Genomic DNA, 20,173 nt, shown 5'->3' with positions numbered 1-20,173 from the left:
GAGCCTACGCCGGAGCCCGCGAACGACGAACGGCGGGGCGGGACCGTCGTGGTCCCGCCCCGCCGTGCGTGGTTCGCGCGGCTCAGCGCCCGGCGAGCTGCTGGTCGAGGTCCTGGATGGCCTGCATCATGCCGCGCAGCGCCTCGCCCATCTCGCCGATGCCGTCGACCGCGCTCTTGAGGCCCGTGGTGAGCTCCTCGTAGCCCTGGCCGAACTTGCCGGACGCGTGCTGGGTCTTGAAGTCGTTGCCGAGCAGGTTGTCGACCGAGCTCTTCAGCTGGTCGAGCTGCGACTGGATGTCGTCGCGCGCGTCGGACAGCTTGCTCGCCATCGCTTCCATCTCGCCGTACGAGGCGCCGAAATCTGCGGCCATCGTGGAACCTTCCTTCGTTCGGGGGTGCCCGCGACTGCGAGCCGGTGACCCCAGACTACGGACGATGCGAGGACCGGCACATGGGGAGCACTCCCCACCGGGTCACGACCGCCGGGCGGTCAGCGCCGACGCGAGTTCGCGGGACGCCGCGACCGCAGTACGCGTGAGCACGAGCCCGCCGGGGACCTCAGCCCGCCGGGGTGCGTCGAAGCCGCGGTCGCCGAGGATGCCGTACGCCGCGTCGAGGTCGGCCTCGACGCGTTCGCGGTCCCTGGGATCGACCGCAGCCCACTCGGCGCGGAGCCGACCGAGCGCACGGTCGAGGATGCCGGCCGCCGACTCGCCCTGTGCAAGGGCGAACTCGCCCATGCGACGCGCCGTCGCCGCGCGCACCTCGGACGGGACCCGATTCGCGACGACCGAGGCCGCCGCGGCGATCGCGACCAGGGCGAGCACTCCCCCGAGCGCGACGGCGAACAGGGCCGCGGTATCGGCCGTGACGCTTCCGAGCACGGCACTCAGCACGAGTGCGGCGCCGCACAGCACGGCGGCGCTCCACGCGAGCGCGACGACCCCGCTGGTCGGCGCGGCGTCGCGTCGCAGAGGCAGCAGCGCGACCGCGACGAGGATGGCGGCGACCCAGACGAGCACGGTGATCCATGGCAGCACGTCGACGGCGTCGAAGACCGCACGGCCGAGGTGGAACGCGGCCGCGAAGCACGACGCGAGCATGCCGAGCACGAGCGCCGCCGTGCGCGCACCGGATCGGCCGAGCTCGGCCGCGGCGCTGCCATCCTGCTCCGCCATGCGGCCGATCGCCTCGACCTTGGACCGGCGGAGCTCCGCGACGGTCGCGGAGACGAGCGCCTCGACCCGTGCGGCGTAGCCCGGCTGGGACCCGATCGCCGCCCGATCGAGCTCGGAGATCCGGTACTGCACGTCGCCGCCGCTCGCGTCGCGCGCCCACGTCGCGGCGGGACCGGCGGGGCCGGCCGTCACCCGACCACCCGGAGGGTGCCGACGACGGGATCGGCGAACCGCTGCATCGTGCCGATGACCTCGCGATCGGCGAGCTCGGAGAAGACCACGCCGACCATGCCGGGCAGCACGAGCCCGTACGACACCCCCGCGAGCGTCGCCCCGCCGGGGTCGGGCACGGTCGTCACGTAGGCGACGCGATAGCCGTGCGGAACCGACTCGGTCTCGAACTCCTCGACGACGGGGTCGGTCAGCAGCGACGCGTCGGGCAGCATCCAGTCGAACGAGCCGGCCGTCGCGGCCTCTGCGTCGACGTCGGCCGGGAGGACGCGGAGCGTGGCGTGCAGGACGCCCGTCATGGGCATGTCGGACGGGCGGAAGAACAGCGAGGTGTCGATGCCGATGCGCCGGCGAGCGAGCGCCTCGCGCGCCGCGCCCTCGAGCTGATCGGCGAGGCCCTCGAGTGCACCGCCGATGTACGCCATCCGCTGCTCGGCGACCCAGAGGTCGTCGGCGCCGGCGTCGGGTTCGGGCATGATCGACCACGTCTCGGGCGGGTAGACGATCTCGAACCTCATGCGGCGCTCCAGCGGAAGGTCGACAGGATGGCGTCGGAGAGGACGCCCGCCGCCCGCACGGTGTCGTCGTCGAGTCGCTCGCCGCCCGCCGCGGACGGGATCACGGCGCTGACGAGGAGGCCCTCGCGCCGCTCGGTGCCGGGCACCGCCACGAGGTAGTCGAACGAGTGCACTGTCAGTCGGCCCCCGGCGACCCGATGCGCGTGTTCCTGCTCCCACCGCAGCACGACGCCGTCGTCGCCGAGCGTGCGCGCGCCCCGGTCGCGCCGAAGCGCGGCGACGTGCGGATCGAGCGGGCCACCGCCCGGCGCGGTGAGCCGAACCGCCGTGATCGAGAGCGGGAACAGCTCGTCGGCCGGCACGTCGGCCGGGTAGATGAGACGGACGGGATCGCGGCGGAGGAACTCGTCGCCCGCGCGCTCGAGCATCGAGCGGAGCTGGGCGTCGAGGTCGGGCCGGTGGACCGAGCGCAGGACCGCCGAGGTGCGGGCGGCGAGGTCGGCGAACGCCGCCTTCGTGGGCTCGACCGAGACCCAGCCGCGGGGCAACAGGAGGACGAACGGGGGAAGCGGGGGTCGAGCGGTTCCGGTCAGCTCATCGCGCAGGCTCGGGCTCATCGCCACGAGTCTACGGTCCGGTTCTGCTGTGCCGTGCTCACCTGGTCGCTCACCCAGTCGACCACCGAGTAGGCCGTGACCTGCGCCTGCCGGTAGCCCCAGTGCAGATCCCATGCGCCGGCGTTCGTGGCCGAGTCGCCGACGCCGAGCAGGCGGCCGAAGAACGTGTCGGCCGAGCGGGTGAACGTGGTGTTCTCCCAGACGTACGGGCTTCCCGAGATCACCCGCTGGATGAAGCGGGAGCCCGCCGTGGCCTGGTCGAACGTCCGCATGGCGCCGGTGCCCCAGTCGGCCCGTGCCAGGTCGTCGATGCGGCCGAGGTGCGTCCGCAGCGCGGCGAACTCGTCTCCCGCGAGCATCATGTTGCGGAAGCCCGACAGCTTCGGGAAGCGCGACCCGGCGCTCGCGATGGACTCGAGGTTCGCGAGCTTGGCGAACTTGCCGAACGGGATGACCCCGATGATGGCCATCGTGAGGTCCTTGCCGTCCTTGCGCGACTTCGCGAAGAGGATGATCGTGCCGAGCAGCGTCAGGATCGCGACGATCGTGGCGAGCGCGGCGATGAGCGGCCCGCCGACGATGAGCGCCGCGAGGACGAGCGCGATGCCCACGTACTCGAGCACGGTCACGAGCGCCTCGACGAAGGGGAGCGCGTCGTCCCAGAATCCGTCCTTCACGCCGTCGTCGTTGGCGTCGCGAAGCCCGGCGACGGCGTCGTCGTAGGCCTCGTCCCACGTGTCGTAATAGCCGTCGAACCGGCGCGCGGCCTCCTCCCACTCCTCCTTCGCGGTCGAGAGCGTGGACGTCGCGGACGCCGTCGCGGACTCCCGGGCGTCCGTGCTCCCGTCCTCCGCCGTGGGCGTGTCCTCGGCCTCGTCGACGTCGGCGGCGCGCGAGCGCACGGTCTCCCACAGCGACTCGCAGTCGCCCGCGGCGCGGTTCAGGCCCGGCGCGACCTCGGCGACGACCTGCCCGTACGCCTTCAGCGCGGTGCCGCTGGGCTTGTAGCGCTCACCCGCCTTCCTCAGGTCGGCGTGCACGTCCTCGCCCTGCTCGCGGACCTCGTCGAGCGAGAGCCCCTTGCCGACCTGGCCGTCGACCATCAGCTTCAGCGTGTCGGCGGCACGCAGCATCCGCTCGCCCAGGCTCTCGATCTGCGTGGCGCGCGTCACGATCCGCTGGCCGGAGTCGTCGATGCGCTCGATCTCGCGGCCCTTGGGCGAGTCGGGCATGTGGCGGTGGAAGTAGGCGGTGTCACCCATCGGCTCCTCAGCCTCCGTTCTGCTCGAGGCTGGACGCGAGCTCGCGGTCGAGCTCCTCCCAGGCATCCTTGACGGCCGCGACCTGCTCCTGCAGGTCGACGAGGTGGCCCTTCAGCGTCTCGCGCTTGTCGTCCCAGGCGCCCTCAAACTCGTCAGCCGCGTCGCGCAGGCCGCCGCGGCCGAACGGGCGACCGATCGCGTCGAGCAGCGAGTCCGTGCGCGAACCGGCATCCTCGAACTCGATGACGATGTCCTTGAGCGCCCGGTCCAGTTCGGCCATGGACGCGAGCGGGATCAGCACCTCGTCGCTCATCGCTCTCCTCTCGACCGCATCACGCTAACGCGCCCCACCGCGGGGTCGACATGGGGAGCGGTCCCCACCCGGGCCCGCATCAGCCCTGCGGGAGCTGGACGAGCGTCGCCCGCCCGTTCTGCACGAAGAAGCCGCGTCCCTCGGGGAAGTCCGAGCGCTTCACCTTCGGGAAGGGCGTCTTGAACACCGCGTCGCCGTCGTAGGCGTCGGGCTTGAGGGCGACGCCGCGGCGGCCAGCCTTGAAGTCGCCGACGAATCCGAATCCGCTCGAGAGGTTCGCGACATCCGCATCGCCGACCAGGAAGTGATCGCTGCGGTTCACGGCCTGGAACAGCTCCTTGAGCGGCCGCTCGGCGTCGGAATCGGCGAACTGCGTGACGTTCTCGACCGCGATGAGGTAGCGCCCCGGCACGGTGGGATCGCCGATCACGTCGACCAGCTCGCGCGCGAGCGCCTTCACCTCGTCGACCGAGGTGGCGCTGCGCATCCACTCGGCGTGGTCGGTGAGCGCCGCGCGGCGACCCGCGAGGTGGAACAGCTTCACCTCGGGATCGTGGCGGCGCACGGCGTCGATCACCGCGCGCATCGCGGTCGTCTTGCCGCTCTGCGGCGGACCGGTGATCGCGAAGGTGCCGACCGGCTCGAATCCGATCGGCGCGAGGGTGTCGTCGGCGAGGCCGAGCGCCGGCTCCCCCGCGACGGACGGTGGCAGCTCTTCGGCGACGAACGACGCGGGCAGCGCGCGGATCGGCGCGGCCTCGAGCGCGCCCGCGGCGCGCAGTCGCGCGGCGAGCGACTCGAGCGCCTTCGTCTGCTCGGCGACGTTCGCCGTGCCGCCGAGCACGGCGACCTGCGTCTCGAACCCGTCGACGATCGCGCGCCCCGGGGCCGAGCGGTCGTCGAGCACGTCCTTCGGCACCCCGAGCACCTGGTAGCCGCCCTCGTCGGACAGGCGCAGCACGATGCGCTTGGTCACGTTGGCGCTCACCGCGGTCGGCACGGCACCCGACCGATCGGCCGTCGCGACGACGTGCACGCCGAGCGGGCGACCCTCGGCGAGCATGCGCATGACCACGTTGTAGAACGGCATGCGCACCGTGGTCGAATCCCAGTCGGCCTTGAACTGCGCGAAGCCGTCGATGAGCAGCAGCACGCGAGGCTCCCGGATGCCGGTGAGCTGGCGGTACTCGCTCAGGCTCGCGGCGTTCGCGGCGCTGAAGGCACGGCCGCGACGGTCGAGGAGCTCGTCGAGCGTGCGGAGGAGGCGCTGGACCCGCTCGGGGTCGTCGCCCGCGACGACCGATCCGACGTGCGGGAGCGCCTCGAGCGAGCGCAGGGCGCCCGATCCGAAGTCGAGCCCGTAGACCTCGGCGGGTCCGAGCTCGGGTCGCATGCCGATCGCGACGCCGAGCGTGCGGAGCAGCGTCGACTTGCCCGCGCCGCTCGTGCCGTACACGAGCATCGCGCCATCCCGATCGGGAAGGAAGGACATGGGCGCCTGCTGCTGGCGCTCCGGGATGTCGGCGAGTCCGAACACGATCTCGCCGTCGCCCCGCATGGGCTGGTCCTCCAGCGCGACGGTCGCGGCGAGGTCGTCGAGCCACGGCCGGCGCGGGGCCGGGACGCGGGCGGCCGACGCCGCGCGGATGAACGCGTCGACCATCCGCTTCTGGTCGTTGGGACCGGGGTCTCCCGCGTGCGCGTCCCCGTCCTGCGCGCCCTCGCGCTCCCACACGACGGTGGAGCCGAAGCGCAGCTCGGCGAGCCGCACGTCGGCGGCCGTCGGCTCGTCGCTCGTCCACCCACCGGAGTACGCGGACTGGAACGGCACGAGCCGGCCCGGCCCCGTCTTCGCGATGCCGCGACCCGGGATGGACGGGTCGAAGCCCGCGGCGACCGCGTCGCCGACGACGTCGCGCGAGTCGGACTCGTCGGCCATGCGGAGCGCGACGCGCAGGTTGGTGTTGGCGCGCAGGTTGTCCTTGATGACGCCGGCGGGGCGCTGGGTGGCCATGATCAGGTGGATGCCGAGCGAGCGGCCGCGCTGCGCGATGTCGACGACGCCGTCGACGAACTCGGGCACGTCGCCCGCGAGCGCGGCGAACTCGTCGATGACGATGACGAGCGCGGGCGGCGTCTCGGGGTCCTGCCGCTTCTCGAGCTCGAGCAGGTCCTTGGCCTTCTTGCGGTTGAACAGGTGCTCGCGATGGTGGAGCTCGGCGCGCAGGCTCGTGAGCGCGCGACGCACGAGGTGCGGACTGAGGTCGGTCACGAGGCCGACGCAGTGCGGCAGCTCCACGCAGTCCGCGAAGGCCGATCCGCCCTTGTAGTCGACGAAGAGGAAGGTCACGCGATCGGGGCTGTACTCGGCCGCCATCCCGAGGACCCACGCCTGGAGGAACTCGGACTTGCCCGCGCCCGTCGTGCCGCCCACGAGCGCGTGGGGGCCGTGCGTGCGCAGGTCGAGGGTCATCGCGTCGGGGCTGCCCTGACCGACGAAGGCCTTGAGCGTGCCCGCGCGCTTGAGGCGCGGCAGCTTGCCGCCCGAGCGGTCGATGATCGATGCGTTCTGCCGCCACCGCTCGACGACGGCGTCGGGATCGCGCGCCATGTCGTCGCCGATCAGCGAGAGCATCGACACGCTCCGCGGCAGGTCGCTCGAGTCCTCGATCACGGTGCTCGCATCGACGACCGGCGCGAGCCGACGGGCGAACACCTCGGCGTATCGCATCGAGACGCCCTCGACCGCGACGGGCGCGTACTCGACGCCGGAGCGAACGACGCCGATGCGCGCACGATCGAGGCCCTCGGTCACATCGACGTACGTGCGGCAGGCCGCGGGCAGCGACGCGACGGTCGGGGCGACGAAGACCGCGTGGATGCCGACCTCGGCGCCGCGCTCGATGAGCTGCACCAGCCGCGGACGGTCGACCGGGGCGTCGGCCGAGACGATCAGGATGAGCGCCGAATCGGGCCGGGACTCCTCGCGAACGCCGCCGGGCGTGCCGATCCTGGAGCCGCGCGCCATCGACGTGTCGTCGTCGGCGAGCGGACCCCGGCGCACGGGTGCCGCGTGCAGCCGGGCGAGGATGAGCTCCTCGAGCGCGTTGAGCAGTGCCGCTCCGGCCGAGGGGCTGTCGGCGAGCGCCGCGCCGCCGACGGGATTCCGCTCGCCCGAGGTGTGCGGCAGCCACTTGAGCCAGTCGAGCTCGCGGCTCCAGGCCGGGTCGACGATCGCCGCGGCCACGACGTCGTTCGGGGCATGCAGCCCGAACAGCTGCACGGCCACGCCGCGCAGCGCATCGGCCGCGAGGTTCGCCGGTCCGGCGATGCCGAGCGAGCCCGAGCTCGAGAGCACCTCCATGACGGGCACGTCGTCGATCTCGCGGTACCGCTTGCGCAGCACGTCGACCTGACGGGCGTACTTGGGGATGCCGGGCATCGAGCCCTGCGAGTCGCGCACGGAATTGCGCGAGGCCGCCCGCCCGACGCCGAGCCGGAGCGCGAGGAAGTTCCAGTGCTCGGGCCGCCGCGTCCAGAGCAGCGGACCGAGGCGCATCGCCTGCTCGTAGACCGTCGCGACGGGCGGCGTCTCGTCGTGCCGACGCTCGCGTTCGACGTGCCGCTCGCGTTCGAGCGTCTCCTCGAGCTGCTCGAGCTGCACCTCGAAGGTCTCGATCTCACGCTGCAGCTTCTTGCCGCTGCCCATGCGCTGGCCGAGGTGGTTGGCGACCAGCATGATCGGCGTGAGTGCGACGATCAGCAGCGACGCCGGTCGCTGCGTGATGGCGAAGATGCCGAGGCCCATGAGCACGGGCGAGGCGATCATCGGCCACGGGAACAGCCGCGGGTTCTCCTCGCTCGGAACCCTGGGCTCGGGGTGGGCGGTGCCCGGATAGCGCGGCTCGACGCGCGGCGACCGGTTGAACATGAGCGCGCCTCCACGCTCGAGAACCGGGTCGGCCGCGGCATCCGTCCCCGCCAGCATGCTGAAGGACACGACGGTGTCGCCGATGGTGACGCGCACCCCAGGCGTGGCGCGCACGCGCGCCACCTGCCCGCCGTCGACGAGCAGCCCGTTGGCGGAGTTGAGGTCGACGAGCTCGACGGCCTGGTCGACTTCGACGCGCGCGTGCCGCTTGGACACGAGCGGGTCGGCGAGCACGACATCGGCGTCGGCCGCACGACCGATGACCCCGTGCCCGCGGCGCAGCGGGAACTCCCGGCCGGCGTCGGCCCCGGAGTGCACGTGCATGACGGCCACGGGCGCGTCGCCCGCAGCCGTGCGCGCCGCGGGTGAGACGATCGCGGCGTTGAACCCCGACCCGATCGGGGCATCTGCCGCGAGCGTGCCGGGATCGAGCACGACCGGTTCGGACGAGGTCGGCGGCGCGACCGCCAGCGTCAGCGGGCCGTCGTGCCGCGGCAGGTGCGCGGCCGCCGGATCGGTTTCGGCGACCGCGCGCGCCACGTCGCCGACGGTCGCGGTGGCGTCGGCGGTCACCACCACGTCGACGCTCGGGCCGCTCTGGCGGCGCAGGCCGAGCTTGAGCTTCACGCGCCCACCCCCTCGACGCGGAACTCGAGACCGCCCAGCCGAACCGACGAGCCGGCCGGCACGGTGTGCGGCACGCCGGGCTCGAGGACCTGCACGCCACCGTCGGGCGCGACGACCTCGGTGCCGTTGCTCGACCATCGATCGGTCACGCGCACGCCGCGCGCATCGACCTCGACCGCGGCGTGCGTCTTCGAGAGCCCCATCGACGGGTCGACGAGCGGCAGCAGCGCGGCCTCGACCGGGTCGGCATCGCCGCGAGCGGGGGTGCGCCCGAGCAGGGTGGTGCCGGATGCCGCGAGCCGGGCGCCGTCGGAGAACACCAGCGTCGCCGAGGCGCGCGCACCTGGCGCGGACGGCGTCGCCTGGAACGGGAACGGCGCCGACGGAGCCGAGCGCGCGGGAGCCGCCGGAGCCGACGCACCGATCGGCGGGGGCGACCACGCGCCGGGCGCGGGCGTCGCGTCGGGCTCGGCCGCGACCGGCGGGGCGGCGACGACGCCCGAGCTCGACCTGGCCGCGGGGATGAAGGTGCGCTCGTCGATCGCGCGATCGGTCGCGAGCGAGGGCAGCACGGGCCGTTCGGCGAGCGGCGCGGCCTCGACCTGGCGGCGCGCGTGCCGCAGCGCCTTCGCGTCGAAGGGATCCAGGGCGTGCCGCACGTCCAGCACCCAGCACCGGCCGATGCGGTCCAGGCAGCTCCGCCCCCGGCCCTCCGGGTCCCAGAGCCCCGAGGCGAAGCACAGCGCAGGACCGGCGACGGGGAGCACCAGCTGGGCGGCCCACAGCACGAGCGCGCGCAGCACGACCCGCCAGAACCCCGGACGCTCGAACGACGAGACGTTGACCGACCGCAGTCCGAACGACGCCTTGCCGATCGTCACGCCGCGACGGCCGTGCAGGGCCAGTTGGGTGATGCCGAGGATCGCGACGAGGACCTGGCCGACCGCGACGAGGACGAGCGGGCCGACGAGTGCTGCGACGTCCGCGGCCCCGACCGCACCACCGGACCCGGCCACGGCCGGAACGAGCAGCACCCAGCCGATCACGGCGGGTACGGATGCGACGACCCACGCGAGCGCGTCGAGCGAGAACGCACCGGCTCGGCGCCCAGACGGCGCGGGCCGCAGGCCGAGGGCCGCCGCGTACGCCGGATCGGGCCGACCGTCGGGCCGGAGCCCGGGCAGGGGCTCGTCGGCGTGCATCGTGATGCTCAACAGTGCTCCTCGGGTGTGCAGGGTCAGGGAGCCACCCAAGCAGGCCGGGTGCGCCACGTCGATGGGGAGCGCTCACCATGAGCGCGCCCGATCATCGAGCGTAGTTGACCCGGAGTCCGCGACTCAGCGCGGCGACGAGATCGGCTGCGGCCCGGCCGCCAGCTGCCGCTCGTACTCCTCGCGCGCCTCGCGGTTGTGCTCGCCGACCGTCCGGCCGTGCGCGGCGATCCATCCGCCGAACCAGATGGGCAGTTCGCGCGCCACGATGAACGCGATGATCGCGAACGGGTCGAGCCAGCGCTGTCGCAGGAAGTCGGCGGCCTCGGCGGGCGTGAACTGCCAGGCGCCGACGGTGAGCAGCGATGCGCCGATGTACGCGAAGTACACGACCACGCCGACGAGCAGGCCGAAGACGGCCCAGCTCCACCACGCCGCTCGGTTGAGGATGACCGCGAGCAGCGCGAACGCGATGAAGAAGAAGAGCACGGGGATCCAGAACACCGGCTGGGCGGCGAACTGGCCGAACACGCGCACGCCGTCGGCGGGCTGCTGCGCGAGGATCACGAGGTACGAGATGCCGGCGTACAGCAGCGCGAAGAGCACGGTGGCGATCAGGCCCACGAGGATGCCGAAGCCGCGGTTGCCTCGCGTGCGCGGCGCGGGCGGCGCCTGGACGTAGATCGCCTGCGGTGCCGGCGGCTCGGGCGCGGCGGGCGCGGATGCCGCCGCGACGCCGGTCGCACCGGCCGCCCCGACGGTCTCGGGCACGCCCGTCTCGCGGCGCACGTCCTGTGCTCGGACGGGGTCGGGACTGCCGGCGAGCAGGTCGTCGCGCTGCATCGCGGTGGTGTCGGTCCGGTCGGCCGGGTCGGGGCTCGGCTGCACGACGGGCGGGTGCTCGGTGCGCGCACGCTCGACGGCCTCGTCGAGCTCGGACCGATCGGAGGTCGTCGTGTCGCCATCGGTGCCGGCCGCAGGGGCCGGGGGCGGGGTCGCCGCCTCGGTGCCGGTGTACGCGGGCTCGATCGGCGGCTCGCCCGCGGCGTCGCTCGGAGCCGAGCGCGGCGGCTCGAGGCGATCGACATCGGCCGCCTCATCGGCCGTCGGGTCGACGTGACGCTGCGCGGCGGTCGGTTCGTCGGGCACGCCGTCGCCGTCGACGTCGCGCCGTTCCGGGCCGGCCCCGGGAGTCGTGTCGCTCATTCGTGCGCTCCTTCCGGGCAGCACCGTCTGCCCCGCGGTGCGCTCACTCTAGCAACGCCGCGCGCCGCAGACGGCGAACGGACGCGGCGCTTCGCGCGCGCCGGATGGCCTGCCTCAGGCGAAGAGCTGCGCGATGATGTCGGCCGTGTAGCCGCTCACCGCCGGACCGTCCCAGCGCGTGGCGATCCACAGTCCCTCGCGGAGGAAATGCGACTCGCCGGCCGAGCCGGCGACACCCTCCCACTCGCCGACGCAGCGCGTTCCGCCGGACTCCTCGTAGCAGTCCATCCCGGCCGCCTGGTAGGCGCCGATGACGACGCCCGCCTGGGCTTCGTCGACGACCGCCACGTTGGTCACGAGACCCACGGTGCCGTCGCCGCCGTCGGGCGGAAGCCAGCCGCACGTGAGCTGCGAGGTCTCCTGCAGGACGGGCAGCGCGGTCGCATCGCTCGTCCCGTAGAGGGCGGGCGCGCCCTCGGCGGTCGACCAGGCCGGGTTGAGCACGTAGTCGGGAGCGAAGGCGCCCGACCAGTCGGTCGTGTAGATCGCCGTGCAGTCGGCCGGGATGCGCGGATCGCGCACCGGCTCGGGCTCGGGCACGACCACCGGGGCGGGCGCGAGCTGCTCGGCCGGTGACGGCCGGGACTCCGCGGTCGGTTCGGCCGACTGCTGGGAGGCCGGTGGTGCGAGCAGGATCGCCACGACCGCCACGACGGCGACCACCAGCACGGCCGCGGCGACGATCAGCCACGTCATGGGTCGGCGCAGGACGGGGACACTCTCTGGCATGTGGACTCCGGGTCGCGGGATCGGGAGCAATGACGACCGCCGCGATCCTAACGCGCCCACCTGAGTGCCGTCAGCACGGCGGAGGGAATCGGGACGCACCTCGGCGCGAACGCCGACGGGCCCCGGAAATCCGGGGCCCGTCGGGGTGTGTTCGGGGCGGCGGCCGGCGCCGCCCCGATCGTGGATCAGCTGTAGTTGCCGGGCGTGAAGTCGTCGCTCGAGAACGAGTCGAAGTCGACGAAGCTGAGGTCGCCCTCGCTGAACGACGCGTCGTCGGCGAAGATGCGGTTCGGGTAGCGCTCCGCCTTCGCCTCCTCCGTCGCCTCCACCGTCACGTTCCGGTACTTGGCGAGGCCCGTACCGGCCGGGATCAGCTTGCCGATGATCACGTTCTCCTTGAGGCCGACGAGCGGGTCGGACTTGCCCTCCATGGCGGCCTGCGTGAGCACGCGGGTCGTCTCCTGGAAGGACGCGGCCGACAGCCACGACTCGGTCGCGAGCGAGGCCTTGGTGATGCCCATGACCTCCTGGCGCGCCGACGCGGTGCGCTTGCCCTCGGTGAGCGCGGCCCGGTTGATCTCGTTGTACCGCGAGCGGTCGACGAGCTCGCCCGGCAGCAGCTCCGTGTCGCCGTGGTCGACCACGGTGACCTTGCGGAGCATCTGGCGCACGATGACCTCGATGTGCTTGTCGTGGATCGGCACGCCCTGCGAACGGTAGACGTCCTGGACGCCGTTCACCAGGTGCTTCTGCACCTCGCGGACGCCCTTGACCCGCAGGACCTCCTTCGGGTCGACCGTGCCGACGATGATCTGCTGGCCGAGCTCGACGTGCTGGCCGTCCTCGACGAGCAGCGTCGAACGCTTGAGCACGTTGTACGCGATCGGCTCGTCGCCGTTGTCGGGCGTGAGGATGACCTTGCGCTGCTTCTCGGTCTCGTCGATCGTGATGCGGCCGGCAGCCTCGACGATCGGCGACGCACCCTTCGGGGTGCGGGCCTCGAACAGCTCCTGCACGCGGGGCAGACCCTGCGTGATGTCGTCGGCCGAGGCCGAACCACCGGTGTGGAAGGTGCGCATCGTGAGCTGCGTGCCCGGCTCGCCGATCGACTGGGCGGCGATGATGCCGACCGCCTCGCCGATGTCGACGAGCTTGCCGGTCGCGAGCGAACGGCCGTAGCACTTCGCGCACACGCCGACCGCGGACTCGCACGTGAGCACCGAGCGGACCTTGATCGACTCGACGCCCGCGGCGACCAGCTTGTCGATGAGCACGTCGCCCACGTCGTCGCCGGCCTCGGCCACGACCTCGCCCTTGGCGTTCACCGCGTCGGCCGCGAGCGACCGGGCGAACACCGAGTTCTCGACGTTGGGGTCGCGGACCAGCTCGCCGGTCGAGTCGACCGCCGCGATCGGCAGCTCGAGGCCCTTGGTCGTGCCGCAGTCGTCCTCGCGGATGATGACATCCTGCGAGACGTCCACGAGACGACGGGTCAGGTAGCCCGAGTCGGCCGTGCGGAGCGCCGTGTCGGCGAGGCCCTTGCGGGCACCGTGCGTGGCGATGAAGTACTCCGCCACCGACAGCCCCTCGCGGTACGAGGAGATGATCGGGCGCGGGATGATCTCGCCCTTCGGGTTGTTCACGAGGCCTCGCATGCCGGCGATGTTGCGCACCTGCAGCCAGTTACCGCGAGCGCCCGAGGTCACCATGCGGTTGATGGTGTTGTCGGTCGGGAAGTTCTCCTGCATGGCCTTGGCGACCTCGTCGGTGGCCTTGGTCCAGATCTGGATGAGCTCCTGGCGCCGCTCGAGGTCGGTCGTGAGGCCCTTCTCGAACTGCGACTGCACCTTGGCGGCCTGCTTCTCGTACTTCGAGACGATCTCGCCCTTGCTCGGGGGCGTGATGATGTCGGACAGCGCGACGGTCACGCCCGAACGGGTCGCCCAGCGGAAGCCGGCGTCCTTGATCCGGTCGAGGGTCGCGGCCACCTCGGTCTTCGGGTAGCGCTCGGCGAGGTCGTTGACGATCGACGAGATCTGGCCCTTGCCCGCCTGCTGGTTGAAGTACGGGTAGTCCTCGGGCAGCGCCTCGTTGAAGAGCGCACGGCCGAGGGTGGTCTCGAGCAGGAACGTCTGCCCCTGCACGAAGCCCTCGGGCTCGTCGCCCTCGCGGAAGTGGAGCCCGTCGAGGCGGATCTTCACCTTGGCGCCGAGGTCGAGCGCGAGCTCGCCCGGACGGTTCTGGTCGAACGCGAGGATCGCCTCGGCGATCGACGAGAACGCGCGGCCCTCGCCGGCGGCGCCCGGCTTCTCGGTCGTCAGGTGGTGCAGGCCGATGATCATGTCCTGCGAGGGCAGGGTCACCGGGCGACCGTCGGACGGCTTGAGGATGTTGTTCGACGCCAGCATCAGGATGCGGGCCTCGGCCTGGGCCTCGACCGACAGCGGCAGGTGCACGGCCATCTGGTCGCCGTCGAAGTCCGCGTTGAACGCGGCGCAGACGAGCGGGTGGAGCTGGATGGCCTTGCCCTCGACGAGCTGCGGCTCGAACGCCTGGATGCCGAGGCGGTGCAGCGTGGGCGCACGGTTCAGGAGCACGGGTCGCTCGCGGATGATCTCCTCGAGCACGTCCCACACCTGCGGACGCGAACGCTCCACCATGCGCTTGGCGGCCTTGATGTTCTGCGCGTGGCTGAGGTCGATGAGGCGCTTGATGACGAACGGCTTGAACAGCTCGAGCGCCATCTGCTTGGGCAGGCCGCACTGGTGCAGCTTGAGCTGCGGGCCGACCACGATGACCGAACGGCCCGAGTAGTCGACGCGCTTGCCGAGCAGGTTCTGGCGGAAGCGACCCTGCTTTCCCTTGAGCATGTCGCTCAGGGACTTGAGGGCGCGGTTGCCCGTGCCCGTGACGGGGCGACCACGACGACCGTTGTCGAACAGCGCGTCGACGGCCTCCTGCAGCATCCGCTTCTCGTTGTTCACGATGATCTCGGGAGCACCGAGGTCGAGCAGGCGACGCAGGCGGTTGTTGCGGTTGATCACGCGGCGGTACAGGTCGTTGAGGTCGGAGGTCGCGAAGCGGCCGCCGTCGAGCTGGACCATCGGACGAAGCTCGGGCGGGATCACGGGGACCACGTCGAGCACCATCGCGGCCGGCGAGTTGCCGGTCTGCAGGAACGAGTTGACGACCTTGAGCCGCTTGATCGCGCGGATCTTCTTCTGGCCCTTGCCCTCGGCGATCTGCAGGTGCAGGTCGTCTGCCTCGGCCGCCAGGTCGAACGACAGGAGGCGCTTCTTGATGGCCTCGGCGCCCATGTAGGCCTCGAAGTACATGCCGAAGCGGTCCTGCAGCTCCTGGAAGACCGAGTCCTCGGGCTTGAGGTCGCCGACCTTGAGGGTGCGGAAGTCCTCCCACACGCGCTCGAGGTGCGCGATCTGCTCGTCGCCCGACTTGCGGACGCCGGCCATCTCCTTGTCGGCGGCGGCCTCGGCGCGCTTGCGCTGGTCGGCCTTGGCGCCCTCGGCCTCCAGGGCCGCGAGCTCCTCCTCCTTGCGCTTCATGAGCTCGGCGATGCGCGCGTCGCGCTGGTCGCCGATGGTCTTGATCTCCAGCCGCAGCTCGTTCTCGAGGCCGGGGAGGTCCTGGTGGCGGCCCTCCTCGTCGACGTCGATCACCATGTACGCGGCGAAGTAGATGACCTTCTCGAGGTCCTTCGGCGCCATGTCGAGCAGGTACCCGAGGCGCGAGGGCACGCCCTTGAAGTACCAGATGTGCGTCACCGGGGCGGCGAGCTCGATGTGACCCATGCGCTCGCGGCGGACCGAGGACTTGGTGACCTCGACACCGCATCGCTCGCACACGATGCCCTTGAAGCGCACGCGCTTGTACTTGCCGCAGGCGCACTCCCAGTCGCGGCTGGGTCCGAAGATCTGCTCGCCGAAGAGCCCGTCCTTCTCGGGCTTCAGCGTGCGGTAGTTGATGGTCTCGGGCTTCTTGACCTCACCGTACGACCACTTGCGGATGTCGTCAGCGGTGGCCAGGCCGATGCGGAGCTCATCGAACGTCGTTGCGTCGAGCAATTTCTCTCCTAGATTCCTGAAGTCTTCGTCTCGTACCTGGCGGTTCAGATCTCGTCGATGTTCGACGACTCGAAGCGCGCGGAGATGTTGATGCCGAGCTCCTCCGCAGCGCGGAAGGCCTCGTCATCGGTGTCGCGGAGGCTCACCGCGGTGCCGTCGGCCGAGAGGACCTCGACGTTCAGGCACAGCGACTGCATCTCCTTCATGAGCACCTTGAAGGACTCGGGGATGCCGGGCTCCTGGATGTTCTCGCCCTTGACGATCGCCTCGTACACCTTGACGCGGCCGAGGATGTCGTCGGACTTGATCGTGAGGAGCTCCTGCAGCGCGTACGCGGCACCGTAGGCCTCGAGGGCCCACACCTCCATCTCACCGAATCGCTGACCGCCGAACTGCGCCTTCCCACCGAGCGGCTGCTGGGTGATCATCGAGTACGGGCCGGTCGAGCGAGCGTGGATCTTGTCGTCGACCAGGTGGTGCAGCTTCAGGATGTACATGTAGCCGACCGCCACGGGGTACGGGAACGGCTCGCCGGAGCGGCCGTCGAACAGCTGCGTCTTGCCGGTGGAGTCGATCAGGCGCTCGCCGTCGCGGTTGGGCAGCGTCGAGTCGAGCAGGCCCGCGATCTCCTCTTCCAGCGCGCCGTCGAACACCGGGGTGGCCACCTTCGTGCCGGGAGCGGCCTCGTGGGCGGCCTCGGGCAGGCGCTTGGCCCACGCCGGCTTGCCCTCGACCTTCCAGCCCTGCTTCGAGACCCATCCGAGGTGGGTCTCGAGCACCTGGCCGAAGTTCATGCGGCCGGGGATGCCGAGCGGGTTGAGGATGACGTCGACCGGAGTGCCGTCGGCGAGGAACGGCATGTCCTCGACCGGCAGGATCTTCGAGATGACGCCCTTGTTGCCGTGGCGGCCGGCGAGCTTGTCGCCCTCGGTGATCTTGCGCTTCTGGGCGATGTAGACCACCACGCGCTGGTTGACGCCCGAGCCGAGCTCGTCGTCGCCGTCCTGCGCGTCGAAGACCTTGACGCCGATGATCGTGCCCTGCTCGCCGTGCGGCACCTTCAGCGAGGTGTCGCGGACCTCGCGGCTCTTCTCGTTGAAGATCGCGCGGAGCAGGCGCTCCTCGGCCGAGAGCTCGGTCTCGCCCTTCGGCGTGACCTTGCCGACGAGGATGTCGCCGGGGCGCACCTCGGCACCGATGCGGATGATGCCGCGCTCGTCGAGGTCGGCCAGCAGGTCGGGGCTCACGTTCGGCAGGTCGCGCGTGATCTCCTCCTTGCCGAGCTTGGTGTCGCGGGCGTCGACCTCGTACTCCTCGATGTGGATCGAGGAGAGGACGTCGTCCTTCACCAGGTTCTGGCTGAGGATGATCGCGTCCTCGAAGTTGTGGCCCTCCCACGGCATGAACGCCACGAGGAGGTTCTTGCCGAGCGCGAGCTCGCCGTTGTCGGTCGCGGGACCGTCGGCGATGACCTCGCCGACCTCGACGCGGTCGCCGGCGGAGACGATGACGCGGTTGTTGTACGACGTGCCCTGGTTCGAGCGGTCGAACTTGCGCAGGTAGTAGGTCTGCGTGCCGCCCTCGTCGAGCTGCAGCGTGACGGCGTCGGCCGAGACCTCGGTGACGACACCGGCACGGTCGGCCGTGATGACGTCACCTGCATCGACCGCGGCGTAGCCCTCCATGCCCGTGCCGACGAACGGCGAGTCGCTGCGCAGCAGCGGCACCGCCTGACGCTGCATGTTCGCACCCATGAGGGCGCGGTTCGCGTCGTCGTGCTCGAGGAACGGGATGAGCGAGGTCGCGACCGACACCATCTGGCGCGGCGAGACATCCATGTAGCCGATCTCGTCGGCCGGGAACAGGTCGACCTCGCCGCCCTTCTTGCGGGCGAGGACGCGCTCCTCCTGGAAGTGGCCGTCGGCCTTCAGCGGCGCGTTGGCCTGGGCGACGATGAAGTCGTCCTCCTCCATCGCCGTGAGGTAGTCGATCTGCTCGGTGACCTTGCCGTTGACCACGCGACGGTACGGCGTCTCGATGAAGCCGAACGAGTTGATGCGCGCGAACGACGCGAGCGAGCCGATGAGGCCGATGTTCGGGCCTTCCGGCGTCTCGATCGGGCACATGCGGCCGTAGTGCGAGGGGTGCACGTCGCGGACCTCGACGCCGGCGCGGTCGCGCGAGAGGCCGCCCGGGCCGAGCGCCGAGAGGCGGCGCTTGTGCGTGAGGCCGGCGAGCGGGTTGTTCTGGTCCATGAACTGCGAGAGCTGCGAGGTGCCGAAGAACTCCTTGATCGCGGCCACGACGGGTCGCACGTTGATCAGGGTCTGCGGCGTGATCGCCTCGATGTCCTGCGTGGTCATGCGCTCACGGACGACGCGCTCCATGCGCGAGAGGCCGGTGCGGACCTGGTTCTGGATCAGCTCGCCCACCGCGCGGATGCGACGGTTGCCGAAGTTGTCGATGTCGTCGACGTCGAGGCGGATCTCGACGTCCTTGCCGCCGCGGCGGCCGGGCAGCGTGGCGCGGTCCTCGTGCAGGGCGACGAGGTACTTGATCGTGGCGACGATGTCCTGCACCGTGAGCACCGAGTCCGTCAGCGGGGCCTCGAGGCCGAGCTTCTGGTTGATCTTGTACCGGCCGACCTTGGCGAGGTCGTAGCGCTTCGGGTTGAAGTAGAAGTTGTCGAGGAGCGCACGCGCGGCCTCGGCGGCGACCTGCTCGCCCGGACGCAGCTTGCGGTAGATGTCCTTGAGCGCCTCCTCCTTCGTGAGGATGTTGTCCTTCTCGAGGGTGAGGGCGATGGACTCGTACCCGGCGAACTCCTCGAGGATCTCCTCGGAGGTGAGGCCGAGGGCCTTCAGGAAGACGGTGACCGACTGCTTGCGCTTGCGGTCGATGCGGACGCCGACCTGGTCGCGCTTGTCGATCTCGAACTCGAGCCAGGCGCCGCGGCTCGGGATGACGCGCGCCGAGTAGATGTCCTTGTCGGAGGTCTTGTCGGGCGTGCGCTCGAAGTAGACGCCGGGCGAACGGACGAGCTGCGACACGACGACGCGCTCGGTGCCGTTGATGACGAAGGTGCCCTTGGGGGTCATGAGCGGGAAGTCGCCCATGAAGACCGTCTGGGTCTTGATCTCACCGGTGAGGTGGTTCATGAACTCGGCGTTCACGTAGAGCGGCGCGGAGTAGGTCTTGCCCTTCTCCTTGCACTCGTCGATGGTGTACTTCGGCGGCTCGAGCTCGGGATTGGTGAACGAGAGCTGCATGGTCTCGCCGAGGTCCTCGATCGGCGAGATCTCCTCGAAGATCTCCTCGAGACCGGTGGTCTCGGGCAGGTCCTGACGACCCTGCTCGACGGCCGCCTCGACGCGCGCCTTCCACGCGTCGTTGCCGACGAGCCAGTCGAAGCTCTCGGTCTGCAGGGCGAGCAGATCCGGTACGGTGAGGGTGTCGGTGACCTTTGCGAACGAGAGGCGGCTTGCACCGCGTCCGTTCTTGGGGGTGGGCGTGGTGGCGTTGCGCGCAGCAGCCAAGGAAATGACCTCCATGGACCCCGTCTCGGGGCCGGTTCACTGTCGGTGGTGGTGGAGTGGACCCCTCAGACGATGCGGATGCCGGGAAGCCCGGCACGCAGGAAGCCGACCGCAATATGAAGGCATAGTGGGTCTGGGAGCGCAAAGGTCAAGCATAGACCGGATGACGCGCCATGTCCAGTCGGATTCTTGATTTGTTCGCACTCGTCGGGTATAACCGCGCGCCCGACCCGCGCTGACGCCTCGCCGAACCCCCCGCCATCGCGCGACGGCTCCGCGCGCGGCATGGGGAATCCTCCCCATCGACGCGCCGTCGAGCCCGTCGATACCGTGTCGACCGGACCCGGGAGGAGCTCGCATGGGCGACGTCATCATCACGTACGACCGGCTCGCCGACCTCGACGCGAAGCTGCAGTCGATCACCGCGGAGCTCGAGCAGGCGGCCGCGCGCGCCGACGTGCTCGAAGGCGCGATCGGCGATCCGTTCGGTCGCAACGACCTGCGAGAGGCCGTCGAGGACTTCGAGGACCGCTGGAACAACAAGCGGAAGAACCTCGCCGAGGAGGTGGCCGGCGTGCAGGAGCACGTGCACGGCGTGCTCGAGGGCTTCCGCGCCTGGGACGACGAGACGGCCGCGGGCCTGCAGTCCCCCTGACCCATCCGTTCCGAC

13 protein-coding genes are annotated in these 20,173 nt (G+C 71.0%); 1 reads left to right on the top strand and 12 read right to left on the bottom strand.

Annotated features, from left to right (window positions below; translation table 11 throughout):
* Positions 1-82: 82 nt before the first annotated feature.
* The 12 genes from BLT99_RS00910 to rpoB form a co-directional block, all read right to left on the bottom strand.
* Positions 83-373 (bottom strand): WXG100 family type VII secretion target, encoded by a 291-nt coding sequence (locus BLT99_RS00910; RefSeq protein WP_229724797.1) that lies wholly within the window; start codon positions 371-373, stop codon positions 83-85.
* A gap of 102 nt (positions 374-475) precedes the next feature.
* Entirely contained in the window at positions 476-1,372 is an 897-nt protein-coding gene (locus tag BLT99_RS00905; protein WP_092668500.1) for a hypothetical protein, read from the bottom strand.
* Complete coding sequence (locus tag BLT99_RS00900; RefSeq protein ID WP_092668498.1) at positions 1,369-1,929, bottom strand: hypothetical protein; 561 nt, start codon at positions 1,927-1,929, stop codon at positions 1,369-1,371. The genes BLT99_RS00905 and BLT99_RS00900 overlap by 4 nt, the downstream gene beginning before the upstream one ends.
* Positions 1,926-2,546, bottom strand: a complete 621-nt coding sequence (locus tag BLT99_RS00895; RefSeq protein ID WP_092668496.1) for a hypothetical protein — start codon at positions 2,544-2,546, stop codon at positions 1,926-1,928. The genes BLT99_RS00900 and BLT99_RS00895 overlap by 4 nt, the downstream gene beginning before the upstream one ends.
* Complete coding sequence (locus tag BLT99_RS00890; protein ID WP_092668494.1) at positions 2,543-3,808, bottom strand: hypothetical protein; 1,266 nt, start codon at positions 3,806-3,808, stop codon at positions 2,543-2,545. The genes BLT99_RS00895 and BLT99_RS00890 overlap by 4 nt, the downstream gene beginning before the upstream one ends.
* Positions 3,809-3,815: 7 nt before the next feature.
* Entirely contained in the window at positions 3,816-4,121 is a 306-nt protein-coding gene (locus tag BLT99_RS00885; RefSeq protein ID WP_092668492.1) for a hypothetical protein, read from the bottom strand.
* Between the two features lie 79 nt (positions 4,122-4,200).
* A complete protein-coding gene (locus BLT99_RS00880) occupies positions 4,201-8,679 on the bottom strand; it encodes an FtsK/SpoIIIE domain-containing protein (RefSeq protein WP_092668490.1) in 4,479 nt (1,492 codons plus the stop codon).
* The gene (locus tag BLT99_RS00875; protein WP_092668488.1) at positions 8,676-9,893 is read right to left on the bottom strand and encodes an RDD family protein; all 1,218 of its coding nucleotides are present in this window, start codon (positions 9,891-9,893) and stop codon (positions 8,676-8,678) included. Before BLT99_RS00875 ends, BLT99_RS00880 begins: the two co-directional genes overlap by 4 nt.
* Before the next feature lie 123 nt (positions 9,894-10,016).
* Positions 10,017-11,096, bottom strand: coding sequence for a hypothetical protein (locus tag BLT99_RS00870; RefSeq protein WP_092668486.1), 1,080 nt, complete (start codon positions 11,094-11,096; stop codon positions 10,017-10,019).
* Positions 11,097-11,210: 114 nt separating this feature from the next.
* The gene (locus tag BLT99_RS00865; RefSeq protein ID WP_157674906.1) at positions 11,211-11,885 is read right to left on the bottom strand and encodes a hypothetical protein; all 675 of its coding nucleotides are present in this window, start codon (positions 11,883-11,885) and stop codon (positions 11,211-11,213) included.
* Between the two features lie 185 nt (positions 11,886-12,070).
* Entirely contained in the window at positions 12,071-15,967 is a 3,897-nt protein-coding gene (rpoC, locus tag BLT99_RS00860) for a DNA-directed RNA polymerase subunit beta' (RefSeq protein ID WP_092668482.1), read from the bottom strand.
* Between the two features lie 44 nt (positions 15,968-16,011).
* Positions 16,012-19,503 (bottom strand): DNA-directed RNA polymerase subunit beta, encoded by a 3,492-nt coding sequence (rpoB, locus tag BLT99_RS00855; protein ID WP_092668480.1) that lies wholly within the window; start codon positions 19,501-19,503, stop codon positions 16,012-16,014.
* A 358-nt stretch (positions 19,504-19,861) separates the two neighbouring features.
* Between rpoB and BLT99_RS00850 the strand changes: the two genes are divergently transcribed.
* Positions 19,862-20,158, top strand: coding sequence for a hypothetical protein (locus BLT99_RS00850; protein WP_092668478.1), 297 nt, complete (start codon positions 19,862-19,864; stop codon positions 20,156-20,158).
* The last annotated feature ends 15 nt before the right edge of the window (positions 20,159-20,173 follow it).

Source organism: Agromyces flavus (assembly GCF_900104685.1).
In the GTDB taxonomy this organism is placed as follows: domain Bacteria; phylum Actinomycetota; class Actinomycetes; order Actinomycetales; family Microbacteriaceae; genus Agromyces; species Agromyces flavus.
Note: the sequence above shows the minus strand (reverse complement) of the source record. Positions and strands in the feature narration are given on the sequence as shown.

Bases quoted from the DNA above. Each gene is read 5' to 3' on its own strand.
- BLT99_RS00870 (WP_092668486.1), bottom strand. From the start codon at position 11,096: ATGAGCGACACGACTCCCGGGGCCGGCCCGGAACGGCGCGACGTCGAC.
- BLT99_RS00895 (WP_092668496.1), bottom strand. From the start codon at position 2,546: ATGAGCCCGAGCCTGCGCGATGAGCTGACCGGAACCGCTCGACCCCCG.
- BLT99_RS00885 (WP_092668492.1), bottom strand. From the start codon at position 4,121: ATGAGCGACGAGGTGCTGATCCCGCTCGCGTCCATGGCCGAACTGGAC.
- BLT99_RS00865 (WP_157674906.1), bottom strand. From the start codon at position 11,885: ATGCCAGAGAGTGTCCCCGTCCTGCGCCGACCCATGACGTGGCTGATC.
- BLT99_RS00900 (WP_092668498.1), bottom strand. From the start codon at position 1,929: ATGAGGTTCGAGATCGTCTACCCGCCCGAGACGTGGTCGATCATGCCC.
- BLT99_RS00890 (WP_092668494.1), bottom strand. From the start codon at position 3,808: ATGGGTGACACCGCCTACTTCCACCGCCACATGCCCGACTCGCCCAAG.
- BLT99_RS00910 (WP_229724797.1), bottom strand. From the start codon at position 373: ATGGCCGCAGATTTCGGCGCCTCGTACGGCGAGATGGAAGCGATGGCG.
- BLT99_RS00850 (WP_092668478.1), top strand. From the start codon at position 19,862: ATGGGCGACGTCATCATCACGTACGACCGGCTCGCCGACCTCGACGCG.